Source organism: Tessaracoccus pujii, assembly GCF_054483895.1.
This window is the reverse complement of record NZ_CM137012.1, coordinates 451287-468503: the sequence shown is the minus strand read 5'-3', so window position 1 is coordinate 468503 and position 17217 is coordinate 451287. Positions and strand designations below refer to the sequence as shown.

General features: G+C 68.5%; 20 protein-coding genes and 2 tRNA genes. 9 read left to right on the top strand and 13 right to left on the bottom strand.

The features are described 5' to 3' along the window. Positions 1 to 96: 96 nt before the first annotated feature. Complete coding sequence (tig, locus tag ACX1D0_RS02205) at positions 97 to 1494, bottom strand: trigger factor (RefSeq protein ID WP_459019280.1); 1398 nt, start codon at positions 1492 to 1494, stop codon at positions 97 to 99. 89 nt (positions 1495 to 1583) lie between these two features. On the opposite strand from tig, the gene ACX1D0_RS02200 reads away from it, so the two are divergent. The 6 genes from ACX1D0_RS02200 (at position 1584) to ACX1D0_RS02175 (ending at position 3728) form a co-directional block, all read left to right on the top strand. Beyond that, positions 1584 to 2465 (top strand): patatin-like phospholipase family protein, encoded by an 882-nt coding sequence (locus ACX1D0_RS02200; protein ID WP_459019279.1) that lies wholly within the window; start codon positions 1584 to 1586, stop codon positions 2463 to 2465. A 67-nt stretch (positions 2466 to 2532) separates the two neighbouring features. Continuing rightward, positions 2533 to 2603, top strand: a tRNA-Gly gene (locus tag ACX1D0_RS02195). Positions 2604 to 2657: 54 nt separating this feature from the next. Beyond that, positions 2658 to 2733, top strand: a tRNA-Pro gene (locus ACX1D0_RS02190). A 106-nt stretch (positions 2734 to 2839) separates the two neighbouring features. Continuing rightward, entirely contained in the window at positions 2840 to 3145 is a 306-nt protein-coding gene (locus ACX1D0_RS02185) for a hypothetical protein (RefSeq protein WP_459019278.1), read from the top strand. Next, positions 3142 to 3363 (top strand): hypothetical protein, encoded by a 222-nt coding sequence (locus ACX1D0_RS02180; protein ID WP_459019277.1) that lies wholly within the window; start codon positions 3142 to 3144, stop codon positions 3361 to 3363. The genes ACX1D0_RS02185 and ACX1D0_RS02180 overlap by 4 nt, the downstream gene beginning before the upstream one ends. Next, positions 3360 to 3728 carry a hypothetical protein gene (locus ACX1D0_RS02175; protein WP_459019276.1) on the top strand — a complete coding sequence of 123 codons (369 nt, stop codon included), beginning with the start codon at positions 3360 to 3362 and terminating at the stop codon, positions 3726 to 3728. Before ACX1D0_RS02180 ends, ACX1D0_RS02175 begins: the two co-directional genes overlap by 4 nt. Positions 3729 to 4137: 409 nt before the next feature. On the opposite strand, the gene ACX1D0_RS02170 is transcribed toward ACX1D0_RS02175, so the two are convergent. The 12 genes from ACX1D0_RS02170 to ACX1D0_RS02115 all read right to left on the bottom strand — a co-directional run bounded on the left by ACX1D0_RS02170 (position 4138) and on the right by ACX1D0_RS02115 (position 13200). Beyond that, positions 4138 to 4419 (bottom strand): hypothetical protein, encoded by a 282-nt coding sequence (locus ACX1D0_RS02170; RefSeq protein ID WP_459019275.1) that lies wholly within the window; start codon positions 4417 to 4419, stop codon positions 4138 to 4140. Beyond that, complete coding sequence (locus ACX1D0_RS02165; protein ID WP_459019274.1) at positions 4416 to 4775, bottom strand: hypothetical protein; 360 nt, start codon at positions 4773 to 4775, stop codon at positions 4416 to 4418. Before ACX1D0_RS02165 ends, ACX1D0_RS02170 begins: the two co-directional genes overlap by 4 nt. 228 nt (positions 4776 to 5003) lie before the next feature. Next, entirely contained in the window at positions 5004 to 5762 is a 759-nt protein-coding gene (locus ACX1D0_RS02160; protein ID WP_459019273.1) for a hypothetical protein, read from the bottom strand. A gap of 27 nt (positions 5763 to 5789) precedes the next feature. Next, the gene (locus ACX1D0_RS02155; protein WP_459019272.1) at positions 5790 to 6035 is read right to left on the bottom strand and encodes a hypothetical protein; all 246 of its coding nucleotides are present in this window, start codon (positions 6033 to 6035) and stop codon (positions 5790 to 5792) included. After that, entirely contained in the window at positions 6032 to 6385 is a 354-nt protein-coding gene (locus tag ACX1D0_RS02150; protein ID WP_459019271.1) for a helix-turn-helix domain-containing protein, read from the bottom strand. Before ACX1D0_RS02150 ends, ACX1D0_RS02155 begins: the two co-directional genes overlap by 4 nt. A gap of 507 nt (positions 6386 to 6892) precedes the next feature. Beyond that, the gene (locus ACX1D0_RS02145; RefSeq protein WP_459019270.1) at positions 6893 to 7192 is read right to left on the bottom strand and encodes a hypothetical protein; all 300 of its coding nucleotides are present in this window, start codon (positions 7190 to 7192) and stop codon (positions 6893 to 6895) included. Positions 7193 to 7400: 208 nt separating this feature from the next. Next, on the bottom strand, positions 7401 to 8417 hold the full coding sequence (locus tag ACX1D0_RS02140; RefSeq protein ID WP_459019269.1) for an AAA family ATPase: 1017 nt from the start codon (positions 8415 to 8417) through the stop codon (positions 7401 to 7403). Further along, positions 8414 to 8818, bottom strand: a complete 405-nt coding sequence (locus tag ACX1D0_RS02135; RefSeq protein ID WP_459019268.1) for a hypothetical protein — start codon at positions 8816 to 8818, stop codon at positions 8414 to 8416. Before ACX1D0_RS02135 ends, ACX1D0_RS02140 begins: the two co-directional genes overlap by 4 nt. After that, positions 8815 to 9051, bottom strand: a complete 237-nt coding sequence (locus ACX1D0_RS02130; RefSeq protein ID WP_459019267.1) for a helix-turn-helix domain-containing protein — start codon at positions 9049 to 9051, stop codon at positions 8815 to 8817. The genes ACX1D0_RS02135 and ACX1D0_RS02130 overlap by 4 nt, the downstream gene beginning before the upstream one ends. A 281-nt stretch (positions 9052 to 9332) precedes the next feature. Continuing rightward, entirely contained in the window at positions 9333 to 10616 is a 1284-nt protein-coding gene (locus ACX1D0_RS02125; RefSeq protein ID WP_459019266.1) for a tyrosine-type recombinase/integrase, read from the bottom strand. Positions 10617 to 10833: 217 nt separating this feature from the next. Next, positions 10834 to 11766 (bottom strand): proteasome assembly chaperone family protein, encoded by a 933-nt coding sequence (locus tag ACX1D0_RS02120; protein ID WP_459019265.1) that lies wholly within the window; start codon positions 11764 to 11766, stop codon positions 10834 to 10836. A gap of 135 nt (positions 11767 to 11901) precedes the next feature. Further along, positions 11902 to 13200: a cation:proton antiporter gene (locus tag ACX1D0_RS02115; RefSeq protein WP_459019264.1), complete on the bottom strand. Its 1299-nt coding sequence runs from the start codon at positions 13198 to 13200 to the stop codon at positions 11902 to 11904. Between the two features lie 414 nt (positions 13201 to 13614). Between ACX1D0_RS02115 and ACX1D0_RS02110 the strand changes: the two genes are divergently transcribed. Genes ACX1D0_RS02110 through ACX1D0_RS02100 form a run of 3 tightly spaced genes read left to right on the top strand, consistent with a single transcriptional unit; the run spans position 13615 to position 17212 of the window. After that, positions 13615 to 15129 carry a sugar ABC transporter ATP-binding protein gene (locus tag ACX1D0_RS02110; protein ID WP_459019263.1) on the top strand — a complete coding sequence of 505 codons (1515 nt, stop codon included), beginning with the start codon at positions 13615 to 13617 and terminating at the stop codon, positions 15127 to 15129. Continuing rightward, a complete protein-coding gene (locus ACX1D0_RS02105; RefSeq protein ID WP_459019262.1) occupies positions 15126 to 16154 on the top strand; it encodes an ABC transporter permease in 1029 nt (342 codons plus the stop codon). Before ACX1D0_RS02110 ends, ACX1D0_RS02105 begins: the two co-directional genes overlap by 4 nt. Then, positions 16151 to 17212 (top strand): ABC transporter permease, encoded by a 1062-nt coding sequence (locus ACX1D0_RS02100; protein ID WP_459019261.1) that lies wholly within the window; start codon positions 16151 to 16153, stop codon positions 17210 to 17212. The genes ACX1D0_RS02105 and ACX1D0_RS02100 overlap by 4 nt, the downstream gene beginning before the upstream one ends. The last annotated feature ends 5 nt before the right edge of the window (positions 17213 to 17217 follow it).

Here is a 17217-nt window from a genome sequence, read left to right as displayed (position 1 = left end):
TGTTCGCCGGAGGCATCTGCTGCCGACCCCCGCCGCAGACAGCGAGATCGCCGCGGGAGGGGTTCCCGCGGCGATCTCGTGGCTGGTGGGCCGACGTCAGTTCGCGTCGACCTCGGCCTCTTCGGCCTCTTCCTCGGCGATGACTTCCTCGGCCGCCTCGATGGCGTCGACCGCCAGCGTGGTGTCGACGGGGTTGCCCGCCTCGTCGGTGACCTTGGCGCTCGCGCAGATGGCGGCGAGCGCCTTGCCGCGGCGGATCTCCTGCATCCACTCGGGCATGTGGTTGTGCTCCATCATGTGGTTGATCTCGTCCTGCGGGCTCGAGTTGTTCTGCTGAGCCTTGCGGAAGATGAGCTCGGTGAGGTCCTGCTGGGACACGTCGATGGTGTTGGTGTCAGCGTAGACATCCAGCACGACCTGCGCCTTGAGGGCCTGCTCGGAGCGCTTGTCGATCATGGCCCAGAACTCGTCGGCGTCCTTGGCCTCCTCGTCCTCGGAGTTGGCGAGGTAGTCCTCGACGGACAGTCCGCCGCCGGCCAGCTGACGCTGCACCTCGTTGCGTCGGGCCTCAAGCTCCTTGGCCAGGACGGAATCGGGCAGGTCGAACTCGATCTGCTCGAGGACGGCCTCCAGGACCTTGTCACGGGCGTCGGCCAACTGATCGGCCTTCACCTGCTGCTCGGCCCCCTTGCGCAGGTCCTCCTTCATCTCCTCGACCGTGTCGAACTCGGAGATGAGCTGGGCGAACTCGTCGTCGACCTCGGGCAGATCCTGCTGCGAGACCTTCACCACGGTGACCTCGATCTCCGCGTCCTGGCCGCGGAACTCGCCGCCGACCAGGGTGGAGGTGAAGATCTTCGACTCGCCGGCTTTGAGGCCGGTGACGGCCTCGTCGAGGCCATCGAGCATGTTGCGCTCCTGGCCCACCTTGTAGGTCAGGCCCTCGGCGGTGGCTTCGGGGAGCGGCTCGCCGCCCTGCGAGGCCACGAGATCGATGGTCAGCACGTCGCCCTCGGCGGCAGCACGATCCACCTCGCTGGTGGTGGCGAAGCGCTCGCGGAGCAGCTCGATGCGCTCCTCGACCAGCTCGTCGACACTGGCGGGGTTCTCCACGGTGGCGGTGACGGCCGCGAAGTCCGGCAACGTGACCTCCGGGCGGACGTCGACCTCAGCCGTGAACTCGACGAGTTCCTTGTCCTCCAGCTTGGTCACCTCGACCTCGGGCTGCGCCATCGGCACGACCTTGTGCTCCTCAATGGCGGCGTTGTATGCCGACGGGATTGCCTCGTTGATGGCCTCCTGCAGCACCACACCGCGCCCGAAGCGCTGATCGATGACCGTGGCGGGCACCTTGCCCTTGCGGAAACCGGGGATGTTGACCTGTTCGGCGATCCCCTGGTAGGCCTGATCGAGGTGGGGCTTGAGATCGGCGAACGGGATCTCGACGGTGAGCTTGACCCGCGTCGGGCTCAGCTTCTCAACGGTGCTAGGCACGAAAGGACTCCTGAGGTTTGGATTGATCGGAGGTGAGTCTATCGGTCAATGTCCAGCCGACCAATCGCCCCGTAGAGTGGGTCGTCGTGATGACCAGCACCGTGACCGACACCGCCCTCGTCTTCGAGGGTGGCGGGATGCGGGCGGCATTTTCCTCGGGCGTCCTGGCCGCCCTGCTGGAGGCCGGCATCCACTGCGACTGGGTGGGTGGGATCTCCGCCGGGTCGAGCTGCACCGTCAACTACGTGGCGCGCGACGCGGCCCGCGCTGAACGCTCGTTCGTGGACTTCGCGGCGGAGCCGGAGTTCGGCGACTGGCGCACCTGGGCGCAGGGCAAGGGCGTGTTCAACGCCGAGTGGATCTACGAACAGACGTCGATGCCCCACCAGGTTCTGCCGTTGGACTTCGAGGCATTCACCCGAAACCCGGCCCAGGTCCGGATCGGCGGCTTCCGTTGCGACGACGGCGAGATGGTCTACTGGGGCCGCGACGACCTGGCGGACATGCCCTCACTGATGAAGCGTGTGCGGGCGTCGTCGACCATGCCGTTGCTCATGCCGCTGACCACCATCGACGGCGTGGACTACTGCGACGGCGCGCTCGGCCCCACGGGGGGCTTCGCCACCGACGCGGCCGAGGCGGACGGCTACGGGAAGTTCCTCGTGGTGACGACGCGGGAGCGGGCGTATCGCAAGGGCCCGGCCCGATTCCCGACGGCTTTCAAGGCGCTGTTCCGCCGCTACCCGGCCGTGGCCCGCGCCGTGCGGGAGCGCCCCGCCAACTACAACCGGACGCGCGACGACCTGCTGCGGCTGGAGCGCGAGGGTCGCGCCTACCTGGTCTTCCCGGACTCGATGCGCATCCGAAACTCCGAGCGGCGGGTGCCAGTGCTGCGATCGGTGTTCCAGGCGGGTCGCGCGCAGACCGAGCGCGAACTGGACGCCATCCGGGAGTTCGTCGGCCAGGCCTGACCGGCGCGCCCCTCAGGCGGCGGATCGCGCCATCGCCTGCTCGGCTGATAGACTCGCCGACGGTTCTGCGGATGTAGCTCAATGGTAGAGCCCTAGTCTTCCAAACTAGCTACGCGGGTTCGATTCCCGTCATCCGCTCGAGGTGCTGAGGCCCTTGTCAGACGTTGTTTCTGCAGGGGCGCCGGTCTTCAACGGGGCGTAGCGTAGTGGCTAGCGCGCCTGCTTTGGGAGCAGGAGACCGCAGGTTCGAGTCCTGTCGCCCCGACCAGCGTTTGGCCTAGTCAAACCCGATTCACCAGGGCAGCAGGGGGCGATGCATCCCCCGTGCATCCTTGGCTGGTTCCCCGCTCTACCCGGAAGGGGTGCGCGGCACCATGACCACACCAACCAACTCCCTCGGTAGCTCACCACTGGGCGCCGATCACCAGGACGCCGGCGGCAATCCGCTGTTCTCTGCTACGCCGCGCCGGGCGATGGGCTCGGCCCTCGTCGGCCTCGTGGGCGCTGAGCGCCTGCTGCGGATGGTTCTCGATGAGCTGGCAAGCATGACGGGCCGGCGCTTCGATGAGTCGTCGCCGGTCGCTGAGCTGCTGAGCGCGGCGCGGGCGGCTGAGGTCAGCCTCTCGGATCTCGTCGCGGCCGCTGAGGATCAGCTTGCCGCTGAGGCGGTGGCACGATGAGCGCGGCGGAGCTGGGCACGCTCGATTGCCTGAATCGGCGCCGTGACGTGGTGGCCATGGTGGCGGTTGACTACCGCGACGCGTTGCAGGCGGTGGCCGATCGGCTCCCCGTCGACGACGAGGGCCGGATGCGGCTCGACTCGCTGCTGTTCGCCATCGGCCAGGCGGTCGAGGCTGAATCCGCTTTCCGCGTCGAGGTCGAGGCGGTGGCACGATGAGCGCCGGGGCCGAGGTCCTAGACCGTGGCGACGTGCTCGAGGTCCGGTTGCCGTCGTGGCTGACTGCCGACGAACGTCAGGCCATCGCGGCCGGTGTGCAACGGCTCATTGACTCGCACGGCAAGCTCGGGGCCATGGGCTACGCGGAGAGCGTCGCCGCTGAGGTCCAGCGGGTCATGGTGGCCGATGGGTTGGACGTGGGCCACCTGCAGATGTTCCTCGGGTGCACCAGAGCGCGCGCGGCGGCGCTGTGGCAGGGGTGGAAGCCGTTCAAGCTCGATGAGCTGGGGATGGTGGCCGATGCGCTGGGCGTGCCGCTGCTGTCGCTGGCGGCGCCGGGCTCCGACGAGGGCGGGCAACGATGAGCACCGGGGCCACGGATCGGCGGTACTTCGCCAGTCGGTAGGCCGTCACCGGCACCAGTGCGGGCGGGTCGACTCCCTGAGGGGTCGGCCCGTTCTGCATGTCCAGCCCCGTGACCTTCGGCGCGGGGGCGTCCAGTACTTCGCCAGTCACGTAGTCGATGCGCTCAGGTGCGTCATCGTGACGCACCTGTTGAACATCGCGGCGGGCGGTCGGCTCGCTAACTCCCACGACGGCCGCAATAGCTCGGTTACTCATCCCTGCCTCGGTCAGCCGGCCGACAAGCTCGCGCCGGATCGGTGCAGCGAGGTTCGCCGTCTGCTCGGTGTGTGCCGTTCTGCGGGCCTCGGTGCCGTGGGGGTGTCCGGTGTGCGTCGAGGTGGCTGTGGGGCTGGCAGGCGGGCGCGGGGGCTACTTGCGTCGGCTGTGGCGGGTGCGCTCGGCGGGCAGGCCGAACCAGTCCGTAACTCCCAGGTGTGCGGGGGTGCCGTAGTGGCGGCTGCGGGCCAGTGAGCGGCGATAGAGGCGGTCCAGGGGGCCGGCGGGCCATCCATGCTCGACGGTGTGCCGGTCCTGCGCAGCTTTCCAGGCATCGAAGCGGGCGCGCCAGTCGACGCCGGGCCAATCGGCCTCGGTGAACTCGGCCAGGTGCGCGGGCAGGTCGCCGGCGGTGCTGCGGCGGCGGGGCCTCATCCTCGGCCACCAGCGGCCAGCGACACGGGGCGGATGCCGACGCGCTGTTGCGGTTGCCGTCCGGCGGCCTGTTGATCGTCGAGGGGGATGCGCAGCGACGCGACAAGTTTGGCCAGGGCTAGGCGTTGCTGGCGGGCCTCGACGAGGGCGGGATGGGCGCGCTTGCCTTGTGGTGAGTCGTGCACGACTCCCTCGGCGGTGACGATGGCCTCTAGTGCGTGGCAGGCGTCGACGGTGTGGCAGGCCTCGACGAGGACGGCTAGCTCATGTTGGCCTAGTTCGTAGTCCTCGACGATGGAGCGCCAGAGTCGTTGCCCGCCGGCGCGGAGTCCGGGCGGGGTGCGTGGTGCGGTCATGGTCCCTTCCTCGGGTGTTGTGGGGTCGAAATAGGGCGGTTCATCCAGGTGACGTGCGCGAGAGTCGCCTATGTCGAGAGTGGCGGCGCGGTGGTGGGGGGAGGGGAGGGTGGGGTGGGGGTCACGCGGCGGGATAGGGTGCGGCCCGCGTCCAGCCCTGACGAGGGACACCGGACGCGGGCCACGGGTGTGGCGCCACTGGCAGGAGTAGGACCAGGGCGCCACGGCTCAGGCAGGCAGCAGACTGGGGCGGCGCTTGGCATCGGCGTATGCCTGTTCGGCCAGCATGGCGCCGTGGGTGATGGCGTCGACGCGCTGTTGGTACTCGTCGCGGGTGGTGGCCAGGTCGAGGGGCAGGCCGATGAGGGCCGGGCCGTAGAGGTCGCCGCGGTGGCCATCGGCGGTCACGTCGTTGAGCTGCTCCCCGGTCATGGGTGCGCCGATCAGTGCGCGGTTGGGGCCGGCGCTGAGTAGTTGGCCGGTGGTGCTGCCGATGGCGTCGAGGGTGTGCACGGCGGCGTAGGCCTCACCCCACTGGCGCAGCTTGTCGGGGTTGGTGCCAGCGGTGTACGACTCGTTGGCCTTGGTGAACTTGGCGCCGGGCATGGCCTCGACGGCGGCCGCGATGGTGTCGCCCAACTCGGCCACGAGGGGCGCCCACGCGCTGAGGATGGCGGGGGCCTGCTCGGTGATGAGCTGCTCTAGGGCGGCGGCGCGGGCCTCGTCGAGGACGCCGGCCACCATGGCGCCGTGTTCGCGGCGGGTGAGCTCCAGCATCACGTTCTCGTCGGTGAACGGGTCACGGCTGGCAGCGCCGGCGGCAACGATGGCAGCGGCCAGGGCGGCGGGTGAGTGCTCGGCGGGCGGGGCGTAGAGGTCGGCCAGTCGTGCGACTCCCTCGGCGAACTCCCCGGGCAGGACGGCGCCTAGCTTCTCTGACTGGGCGCGGATGATGGCGACTCGGGCGGCGGTCTGGCGGTAGGTCATTGCGGTACTCCTCGGGTGGGGTGATGGTCAGTCGTGGATGCCGAACAATGCGCGGGTGAATCCACGCATATCGGCTGTGGGGTCGGTGCGGTCCGGGATCCGGGCGGCGTCGGGCACGATGTCACCGCGGCGCCGGTCCTCGTCGGTGATGGGCGCCGGGCCGGCATCGGGGGCGTCCTCGTCAGCGAACAGGCGCCGGGCAAAGTCGCGCATCTCGTCGGGGTCGAGGGCGCTCACGTAGTCGTCGACAATGCGGCGGGCGGGGTCGATCATGGGCGGGTTCCTTCCAGGTGTTCGGCTACTGCCAGCCGGTCGACGAGCCAGCGGCCGCCGATGTTGCGACCCCCTAGCGCGGGGGCCATGCGGCGGGCGGTGCGCTCGGAGCATCCGAGCTGGGCGGCGGCCTCGGCGGTGGTCATGGCATCAGGTTGCACGTCGGCATCCTCGGCGGTGTCCGTGTGTCCCGCTGCGGTCAGGGCCTCGGCTAGCTGGGCGAGTTTGGTCGAGGGCGGCAGGCCGTTGCGGCGGCGGGCGTCCTGTGCCACCCCGACGGCATACCGGCACGCGTCGAGGGCCGGGCCGGTCAGCAGCACGGCACCGGGCGGCATGCGGTAGACGCTCACCAGGGGTCTACCTGCTCGGACCGGACGCGGGGCCAGCGGGCGGCCTCCGCGCAGAGCAGACAACCGCGGCCACGGCCGTCAACAGGCTGTTCCGGGTGGGTCCCACATACCTGGCGCGCCATCGGGTCAAGGCGCGGCGCTGAGGGCGTGACGGGGGCCTCGGGCCGGGCGGCGTGCACCCGCGCCGGGGGTGCGGTGTGGGCGGCCGCTGTGCCGACTGCGGCGCACTCACGGCAGAACAGCATGGGGTCACCGAACTTCCCAACGAACTTGTTCACCCGGGTGTCGCCGGTGGTGCACGCCGGACGATGGCGGAAAGCGTGCGCGCTCATCGGCCTGTCTCCTGGCCAGGGGTGCGGCGGGCATCAGGGGCCGGGGCGGTCCTCCCGCACGAGTTGCACCAGAACTCGGGCGTTCGTTTCCAACTCAGGCGCATCAGTGGCACCGGGCGGCGGCAGTGGGTCGCGTGTGGGATACCGGCCGGGGTCGCGGTCGAGGTGGTCGAGGTCATCGGTTCTTCTCCTTCGAGGTGGTGGTGGTGGTGGTGCGGGTCGAGGTCTTGGGTTGCGGGGTCACGTCTCGGCCACCCCAAACGCCGTGCTGCTCATAGGCGCCGGCGGCGCGGCAGGCATCGAGGGCCGGGCAGGACGGGCACCAGGCCAACAGGACAAACTCACGTTCATCGAGGTCCTCGGAGATCGGCAGCAACGAACCATGACAGGGCACGCGCACCCCCTCGTCGGTCAGCTCGTGGAGTCGGTCACCGAGTAGGCGGTGGGCGGCCATGGCGGCAGCGTTGCGGCTCATCGAGGGGCCTTGAGAGTGGTTTGGATGGGGTCTAGACCCACCCGCCCCCCTCTATAAAGGGGGGTGCGGGCGTGAAGGTCAGTGCGCGTGAAGGGCGTAAAGGTATCCGTGAAGGTCGGTTTACGCTCACCAGTGCGCCGGGCGTGAAGGTTCGGGGGTGCCGTGAAGGGTTCACGTGAAATGGGGTGCGTGAAGGTCGCGTGAAGGTTCATGCGGGCCCCCAAAGCGTCGGCCGTGCAGTGGCCCTGTCGCCCTCGTCGACGACGATGAGCAGCCCGCCACGGGTGAGCGTGTCGAGCTTGCGCCGGGCCTTCTGTCGCTCGGCGGGGGTTGGCTTCTCGGTGTCGAACATGGCGCCGGCGGCATCGAGGGCGGACAGGGTTCCCCGGGCCTTGGCGATGGCGGCAAGGTCGATCTGATCCGCGATGGTTGAGCGGCCGCTGTCGTGGTCGTGCAGGATCGTCAGCGGGCCCACCTCCGCTAGTGGTTGCTTGACGTGGAACAGCTTCACCAGGGCATCACCGGGGTTGCCGTGCAGCAGTAGCACCGAGCCGGCGCCGGCGGTGATCCAGGTCGAGCCGTAGATATCATCCACGGTGGGTTTGTCGCGGGTCAGCCCTCCGCCTAGCTTGCGGACGTGGTGCAACTCCACCAGCTCGATACCGGCCTCTAGGGCGGTCTGGCGGGCCCGGTTGTATCCGGCGCCTGTCTCGTCGTCGGTGAGCCCTACGGCGGCGTCCTTGAGGCTGTCGAGGATCACGGTATCGGCGCCGGCGTCGAGGGCCAGGCGGGTGAGGATGCTCGGGTGCTTTGCCATGTCATACGGCGGGGGCCCGGTCCAGACTGCTAGGCGCTCGTCGAGCTCGGCCCGCCATGCTTCCCCGACCATGCGACGCATTGAGCGGGCAATCTGGCGGGGCCGGTCCATGGCGAGATACAGGACGCGCCCGCGGCCGGGCGTGATGGGCAGGCCGAACAACTCCGAGTACTCCGGGAAGCCGCATCGGCCTAGGGCTACCTGTTGGCCTATGGTCGACTTCCCCAGCCCCATCGGGCCCGCGATGATGAGCGACTCACCGCACGCGCCTAGGATGTCGTCGCCGTATCCCCACCAGGCCGGCGGGCGCCCGGCCTCGTCGAGGATGATCGAACCGGGCCGGAAGCTGTAGCGCGTCGGGGCGTCCATGTCGACGCGGGGGTCGAGATCCTCGGGGTACTCGCTCACCGGGGATCACCGCCGATGAAGGCGACGACGAGCGCGGCCAGGTCCTCACCGATCGGGGTGGGGTACCGGCGCAGCAGCTCGGCATGCTCGCGGCACGCTGCGGCCTGCTCGGTGAGCCGGGCATACCGCTCTGCGAGGTCCTCCCGGGTGGCCTGCCCGTGGAACTCACCCGGTCGCGGCCGGGCGTTCTCGAGCTGCTCGGCGCGGCGGGTCCAGGTGCAGGGTTGGGCGTAGGTGATGGCCTCTTGCACGCTGCGGACGGCGGGCCGGGTCAGCTCGTCGACGACGGCCGGCGCCAGGCACACGGGGCCGTTGTCGCGTAGACTGTGGGTGTCGCCGCTGAACGACTTGTGAGCCGCCTCGGGTACCCGCCCGGGGCGCTCTTGCGTTGTGGTGCTCACCGCCGGCGGCCCGTGCCGGTCGTGCGGGCGTTGGGCATGGCCTTGGACTCGGCCCACGCGTCGAGCTCGGAGAGCTTCACGCGTAGGGCCTTGCCGAACCTGTAGCCGGTCAGCTCTCCGTTGGCCATGGCGCGGCGCAATGTGCGCTCGCACAAGCTGACACGCTCGGCGGCGGGCGCCAGCGCGACCCAAATGGGGCCGCCCGGGTTGGGCTGGGATGCTGTGGTGGGCATCGGTGTTCTCCCTCAGGAAACACGAAGGCCGAGCACACGTCACCGATTCTTCTCGGTGTCGCTGCTCGGCTTCCCGCCCGGGGGCTGTCCATCAACTGCCTGAACAGTCTCGCCGCTCGCCTTGCTCTACGGGCTCGGGATGCATTTCTTCGCTGAGGCTGGCCCTCCAGGGGCCCCGTCTCAGCTCGTCCCGTAGCGTGGGGCTAGCTGTCGATCTTCTCTAACTCTGTTGAAAGTGAATCACAACCATGTCATTCAAGTCAAATCCAGACCGGATAGGTCTAGTGCGTGCCCTTCGCCAGGTCGGACAGTCTGCGGGCCGTCTCGGCGTCGGGGTCGTCTGAGTACTGTCTCTTGGATCGCTTCTTGCGGGCCTGCTTGCGCATCCTGTCGAGGTTGTCTGTGATCTCTTCATCTCGGGCGGCGGCGGCGTGCTGGTATCGCAGGCTCGCGGCCGCGGTGCTGTGGCCCTGACGTGCCATGTTCTCGGCCAGGTTGGCGCCCGCTCTGGCGGCCAACGTGCCGTGAGTGTGCCTGAGGTCATGCCAGCGCAGATCAGGCCGGCCGGCGACGGCACGTGCTTTCCTGTAGGGCTTCATCAGCGACGACGAGTTGAGGTGTCCCCCGCTCAGCGCCGGGAACAGCAGCGCGTCCAGCTCGGGGCCGGTGAACTTGTCCAGGTGCTCGACGATATCGGCGCGCATGCTCGCGGGTAGGTTCAGAATCCGGACGCCGGCGGCAGACTTCGGAGTCTGCACGATCGTCTTCCCCTTGAGCCACACAACAGCGCGAGATACGCGCAGCACGGGGCGCTTCCCCGTTACGTCGAGGTCGCGGCGGCGCAGCTCGGTCAGCTCCCCGAACCGCAGGCCGGCCCATCCCGCGATGAGCACGGCCAGCCGGAACCGCTCCGGCATGGCGTCGGCGATGGCCTCAAGCTCGGCCGCGGCGGCGGGAACCGTGATGCCGGCGCGGTCCACCTTCGTCGCGTGCTGCACCTGGCAGGGGTTGGAGTCGATGAGCCGGCGGCGGCTCGTGGCGGCTGACTTCATGATGCCGTGCAACAGCGTGTAGGCATGGGCGCGCCGGGTTGGTGCGTCGGGTAGCAGGTTCTCGTGCCAGTCGTCGATCATGTCCGGGGTGATGGCCGGTAACGCGTAGTCGCCAAACTCGGGCAGGATCACGCCGTCGAGCAGGCCGCGATAGAGCGCCTTCGTCCTGGGCTTGAGGGGGTCGCCCATCCGGTTGCGGCGGGTGTCCAACCATCGGTCGGCGTACTCCCTCAGCGTTGTCTCCTCGGGCTTGGGCGGGGCCGGTGGCTTCCATCGGTGTTCGAGCAGCTCGGCGTGTCTCATGTCGAGCCAGGCGGCCGCATCGGTCTTCGTGTCGAACGTCACCGGGGCTAGGTGTCGCTCCCCCTCGGCCACGTAGGAAGCTTGGAACCGTCCAGAGCGCTGCTTGAGGATCTTCCCGAACGATCGGCGGCGGCGCGCCTCGGGCTTCGGCTTCGCCGTGGGCTCTGCATCCCTACGGAGCTGCACGACGTTACTTCTCTGGGCCACCATCCACGCATCCTGTCTTCCGCGGTTTGCATCCCCTGTGCATCCCTAGCTGTGTTAATCTGAGTCTAGCGGAGTCCGAATGTGTCACAAACACATCGGGCGCGACTAAGGCACCAGCCCTAGTCAGAGCGATAAAACACCTAGACAGCGGAGAATCAGCCAAGGGGCATCAGACAGTTTCGAGTCCTGTCGCCCCGACCATGAACCCCCTGGCCAGAGGCTAGTTGCCGCGATCGTCGCTGTCGTCATCGTCGGAGACCGTGCGGAGGAAGTCCTCGAACTCCGCACCCAGCTGGTCGGCCGACGGGATCCGGGAGGCTTCGGAGGCCCACAGGTTCGGAAGGTGCTGTCCCTGGACGAACGCGTCGTACTGCTGCTCCAAGGCGGCTACCACCGCGGCGATCTCATCGTTGCCCTCCACCTCGGAGGCGATGGCGCGCCGGTTGACTTCGGCCTTGGCGACGAGGCCGTCGTTGGGCAGGTTGAGCCCCGTCAGGTCGACGATGGCGTTGAGCGCCGCGAGGGCCCCCTCGGCGAACTCGGAAGCGGCGAGGTAGTGCGGGACGTGAATGGCGAAACCGGCCGCCTTGTGCCCGGACTCCCCCAGACGAAGTTCGAGGAGCGCGCCGATCGACGCCGGTACCTGCACCCGGCCGAAGGGTGAATGCGCCTCGCCGATGAGGGCGGCGTCCGTGGCGTGGGCCGTCATGCCCACCGGCCTGGTGTGCGGCACGCCCATCGGCACGCCGTGCACGGTCACCACCAGCGTCACCCCCAGTGCGACGACGAGCTCACGGATGGCCGCGACCACGCGCTCCCACTGGAAGTCCGGCTCCGATCCGGCAAGGAGGTGGTAGCTGTGCCCGTCACGGTCGGTGAGCCGCCGCAGCACCATCGAGGGAGCCTCGTACTCCGCCCACCGGTTGGTGTCGAAGATCATCACCGGGCGCCGGCCCCGGTAGTCATAGAGCCGGTCGATGTCGAAGGAGGCGATGACCTCAGCATTGCCCGTGCCGATGAGATGCTCACTGAGGACACGCTGGACCTGCCCGGCGTCGATGAAGCCCCCAAGGGCCACCAGGAGCAGGCCGGAACGCGGCTCGTTGCGGCCTGCGTCGGTCTCGAAGCGGTAGAGATCAGACGGGTTCTGCACGGCTGGAGCCTTTCACGACAGGTGATTCACCTTGGGGCTGCCCGCCGGACGCCACACGGGCCCCCAGCGGACACCGCCCCGCAACAGACGACGGACACTGGTGCCCACCGAGCCTACCTTGGCGTCACGAACCCGTCAGCCGGCCGCCCCGGGCCGTCGTTCGGCAAGCCTCCGCAGGGCGGGGGTGGAGCTCATGCCGTGGACCACCACGGACAGCAGGATGGTGAAGGCCACAGTGGACCAGAGCCATGACTCGTCGGTCAGCGCCACCAGCCCACCGGCGTAGGCCAGGTAGTACAGCGACCCGATGCCACGGACACCGAAGAACGCCGCGACGGCACGCTCCCTGGGCAGCAGCCCCCCGGGCAGCGAGGTGTCGCGGGCCGCCACCGCGAGCGAGAGCCACGCGGCAACCGGCCGGATGACGAACACCAGGGCCACCGCCACGACGCCCCCACGCCAGTCGAGACCCGACAACAGCGAGCGGGTGAGCGCCATGCCGAGGAAGAGCAGGATGACGAGGATGAGCAGCCGCTCGAGGTAGCCGATGACCTGGTGCATGGCGCGATGGTGGTCGTGGTGGCGTTCCACGCTGCGCAGCGCCAGGCCGCACGCGAAGACACCCAGGAATCCGTACCCCCCGACCACCTCCGCGGCGCCGTAGGCCAGCACGAGGGCGGCGACCGCCAGCAGGGGTTCGCCTCGCTCCGCGACGCGGAACCGATGGTCGGCGGCCCGGAATGCCAAACGCCCCACGCCCCAGCCCACGAGCACCCCCACCACGACGCCCAGGGTGATCCGGCCGATGAAGTCCCAGGCGAGCCACGCGCCACCCCACTCAGCCACCGGACCGCGGGAGGCGAGATACACGGCGGCGTACACGAAGGGGAAGGCAAGTCCGTCATTGAGACCGGCCTCCGACGTGAGCGAGAATTTCACCTCGTCGCGTTCGTCGGGCTCTGCCTCATCCGCCGACCCGCCTGTGCTCGGACCGTCCACCTGGACGTCGCCGGCGAGGACAGGGTCCGTCGGCGCAAGGCAGGCGCCCAGCAGCAACGCCATGGGGGCGGCCACGCCGAGCATCCCCCAGCCGAGCAGGAACACCGCCCCGATCGTCAAAGGCATGGCCACGAGCAGGAGCCGCCAGGTGGGCGACCAGGACCGCCACGCGCGACGACTCAGCGGCCGGTCGAGGGCCAGACCCACTCCCATGAGTGCCACCAGCACAGCCACCTCGGTGACGTGCTCGATCACCCTCCGGCCGGCGACCGGGTCAAGCGACCATTCCTCGGGAAGGGGCATCAGGCCGATCAGCATCCCGAGAACGAGCAGCACCAACGGCGCCGACAGCGCAATCGACCGCACGAGCACGGGCGCCAGGACCGCGACGAACAGCGCCATCCCGGCCACCAGATACACGGCGTCAGCACTCATGGAGCGCTCCTGCGCTGACGACGAAGACACCTGTACCGGTCATCGGCCAGATGTGCGGCGGGAGCGGTCATCTTCAGCACCCTAGCGGGTGCGATTTCCGGACGTGCGATCGCGCATGGGCCCGCCCCTGGCGAGTTGAGCGAGTGGCCGTCGTGGCCGACATTCGGAACATATTGCGGCGCCGAGCGGCCTCCCTCGCACTCGCCCAGTCTGCGCCCCCAGAACATGAGCTGCGAGCCCGACCCAGAGCCAACCGAAGCCGCAGAGGTCGGGAGGGCGATGGCCAACAACTGAATTGTCACGATTTGGCAACGTCACCACGCAACGCTTGACACATCTTCGACGAGCATGATTTGATCGTTTCAACCCGACAGTGCGTGCCGGGCTTATTCCCCTCGATGGAGAGGTTCAGCGGTGTCGGATTCACCCCTACCCGTAGTCTCGCTGCAGCACGCGGTGAAGACATTCGGGCCAGTCGTCGCCCTTGCGGACGGCAGCATCGACCTCTACGCAGGTGAGATCCACGCACTCTCCGGCGAGAACGGAGCTGGGAAGTCGACCATCGTCAAGGTGCTGGCAGGGCTCTACCACCGGGACAGCGGGGAGTTCCTGCTCAACGGGAGCCGGGTCTCGTTCGGCTCCGTCGCTGACAGCAAGGCAGCTGGGGTCTCGGTGATCTACCAGGAGCCCACCCTGTTCCCTGATCTCACGGTCGCTGAGAACATCTTCGTCGGGCGCCAACCGCGAGGCCGCTTCGGCATGATCGACCACCGGGCCATGCGCGACGAGGCCGCCAAGCTCTTCGCCGAACTCGGCGTACCGATAGACCCGGCACGGTCGGCGGAGGGCCTCTCGATCGCCGACCAGCAGATCATCGAGATCGCTAAGGCGATTTCGATGGACGCGAAGGTCCTCATCATGGACGAGCCGACGGCGGCGCTCAGCGGCCACGAGGTGGAGAGGCTGTTCACCGTCGCCCGCTCCATCCGTGACAAGGGCGCTGCGCTCATGTTCATCTCGCACCGCACCGAGGAGGTCTTTGCCCTCTGCGACCGGATCACGGTCATGCGCGACGGCCGATACGTGACCACCCGGATGATTTCGGAGACCACGCCGGCGCAGGTCGTCCGCGACATGGTGGGCCGAGAGATCGATCAGCTCTTCCCGAAGATCCCCTCGAAGGTCGGCGAAGCTGTCCTGACCGTGGACAAGCTCAACCGCGATGGTGTCTTCCGCAACGTGTCGTTCGAGGTGCGCTCCGGCGAGATCGTCGGCCTCGCGGGGCTGGTCGGTGCGGGTCGCTCCGAGGTGGCCCGCGCCATCATGGGCGTGGACCCCGTGGACAGCGGATCCGTCACCCTGCTCGGTAAGCCGCTGCGCCTGGGTGACCCCAGCGCGGCGATGAAGGCGGGCATGGGGTTCGTGCCTGAAGACCGTCGCAAGCAAGGGCTCGTGATGAACCTCTCCGTGCTCCGCAACACGACGCTGACCCTGCGAGACGAACTCTCCCGCTTCGGGTTGATCTCTGCCCGCCGTGAGGCGGAGGCCGCGGCGGAATGGACCAGGAAGCTCCAGGTGAAGTCGGCCACCCCGCAGCATTCCGTCTCCACGCTGTCAGGCGGAAACCAACAGAAGGTGGTGCTGGCCAAGTGGCTGGCCCGCGAGCCCCGGCTCCTCATCGTCGACGAGCCCACCCGTGGCATCGACGTGGGCACGAAGGCAGAGGTGCACCGCCTGCTGTCCCAGTTGGCCGCGGATGGCATCGCCATCCTCATGATCTCGTCGGAATTGCCAGAGATCCTCGGCATGGCCGACCGCGTCGTCGTCATGTGCGAGGGCGCCGTCACCGGCGAGTTCTCCCGCGACGAGGCCACACCCGAACTCGTCATGGCAGCAGCCACCGACCACGCAAAGGCGGCCGCAGCATGAGCACCACCACCGTCACCACCACGGCGCCGGTCCGCCGGGCGCGCACCTCGCCCCTGAGGAACCTCATCGGCATGCGCGAGTTCCCGGTCACCCTCGCGCTCATTCTCCTGGTGTTCTTTACCTGGATGTCCAATCCCCGGTTCCTGGCACCCCAGGGCCTGAAGGATCTCCTGCTCAACGCCACCATCATGATGATCCTGGCGGCGGGCCAGTCGCTCATCATCACCACCAAGAGCGTGGATCTGTCCGTCGGATCGACGCTCGGCCTCACCGCCTTCCTCACCGGCACCCTCTTCGCGACGGTCCCTGAAATCCCGATCGTGGCGGTCTTCCTCGCCGGCATCGCCTTCGGGGCGCTGCTCGGCTCGATCAACGGGCTGCTCGTCACCACCGCCAGGGTGCCGGCGATGGTGATCACCCTGGGCACCCTCTACGTCTTCCGCGGCATCAATAACTGGTGGGCGGGATCCACCCAGTACTTCGCCGGTGACCGCCCTGCGGACTTCGGGAACCTCAGCGTCTCCACGCTCGTAGGTATCCCGTTCATCACGCTCATCGCCATCGTCGTGATCATCTTCGTGACCCTCTTCCAGCGGTATTCGCGCTCCGGCCGCGACCTCTACGCCATCGGCTCAGACCCAGCCGCGGCCGTGGTGTTCGGCATTCCTGTAGGCCTGCGCGTGTTCTCCGCGTTCCTCGCCAACGGCGCCCTCGTCGGCTTGGCGGGGGTCCTGTACGCCAGCCGCTTCAACTCCGTCGGCGCCACCACAGGCACCGGCATGGAACTCGAGGTGGTGGCAGCTGCGGTCGTCGGCGGCGTCGCGATCGTGGGCGGGGTGGGCACGGCCGCGGGTGCGGCCATCGGCGCCCTGCTCCTCACCACCATGACCGGAGCCCTCACCGCCGTCGGCGTGGACAAGTTCTGGCAGCAGGCGGTCGTCGGTGGCCTGATCCTGGTGTCCATCCTCATCGACCGCCTGGCCGCGATGCGTCGCGCCGGGAAGCTCCGGAAGGCAGCCGCATGACCGAGATCGAATCCTCCGCACCCGTCCGGTCTCCTCGCCGCCCGCTGGGTATGTCGCGCTTCCTCCTGGGCCGCGACGCGCTCATGACCTACATCCTCGTGGTCATCCTGATCACCGCCTCAGTCATGGTGCCACGGTTCGCACAGCCCCGCACGGCCACCTTCATGCTGCTCGACGTCGTCGCCATCCTGCTCATGGCCATGCCCATGACCCTGGTGATGATCAACGGCGACATCGACCTGTCGGTGGCCAGCGTCGCCGGCCTCTCCAGCGCCGTCCTCGGCGTCCTCTACGACGGCGGCATGAGTTTCGGGCTGGCCATGGTCATCTGCCTCGTCGTCGGCGCCGCCTGCGGCGCCTTCAACGGCCTCGTCACCGCCTACATCGGGCTTCCGGCGCTGGCCGTCACCATCGGCACTCTGGCCTTGTTCCGGGGGCTCGCCCTGGTGGTCATCGGAGACCGGGCCGTGGCGAGGTTCCCAGCCGAGGCCACCCAGTACGTGACCGGAGTCATCGGGAACACCGGCATCCCGCAGGTCATGATCCCCGTCGGCGTTCTCATCGTCGCCTTCGCCGTGGCGCTGCACATGACGCCCTTTGGACGGGGGCTGTTCGCGCTCGGCAATAGCCTCGAGGCTGCTCGCTTCGTCGGTATCAACACCCGACGGAGCCGCTTCACCTCCCTGCTGGCCTCTGGAATGGTCGCGGCCATGGCGGGCATCTTCTGGACGCTGCGCTACTCAAGCGCGCGCAGCGACAACGCCACCGGCCTGGAGCTGGCCGTCATCGCCGCTGTAGTCCTCGGTGGCGTGTCGGTGTTCGGCGGAAAGGGCTCCATCTGGGGATCCGTCATGGGCGTCCTCATCGTGGGCACCATCAACTACGCCCTCCGCCTCAACCGGATACCTGAGGTGGTGCTCGTCACCATCACCGGCCTCCTTCTCATCACCTCCGTCGTGGCCCCGTCGATCGGTGCCTCCTGGAGCTCTTGGCGGCATCGACGCCGTCGCAACCGGGACGTCAGTCCCACCCTCACCACTGGCGCCGTCGGCGCCTGAAAGGA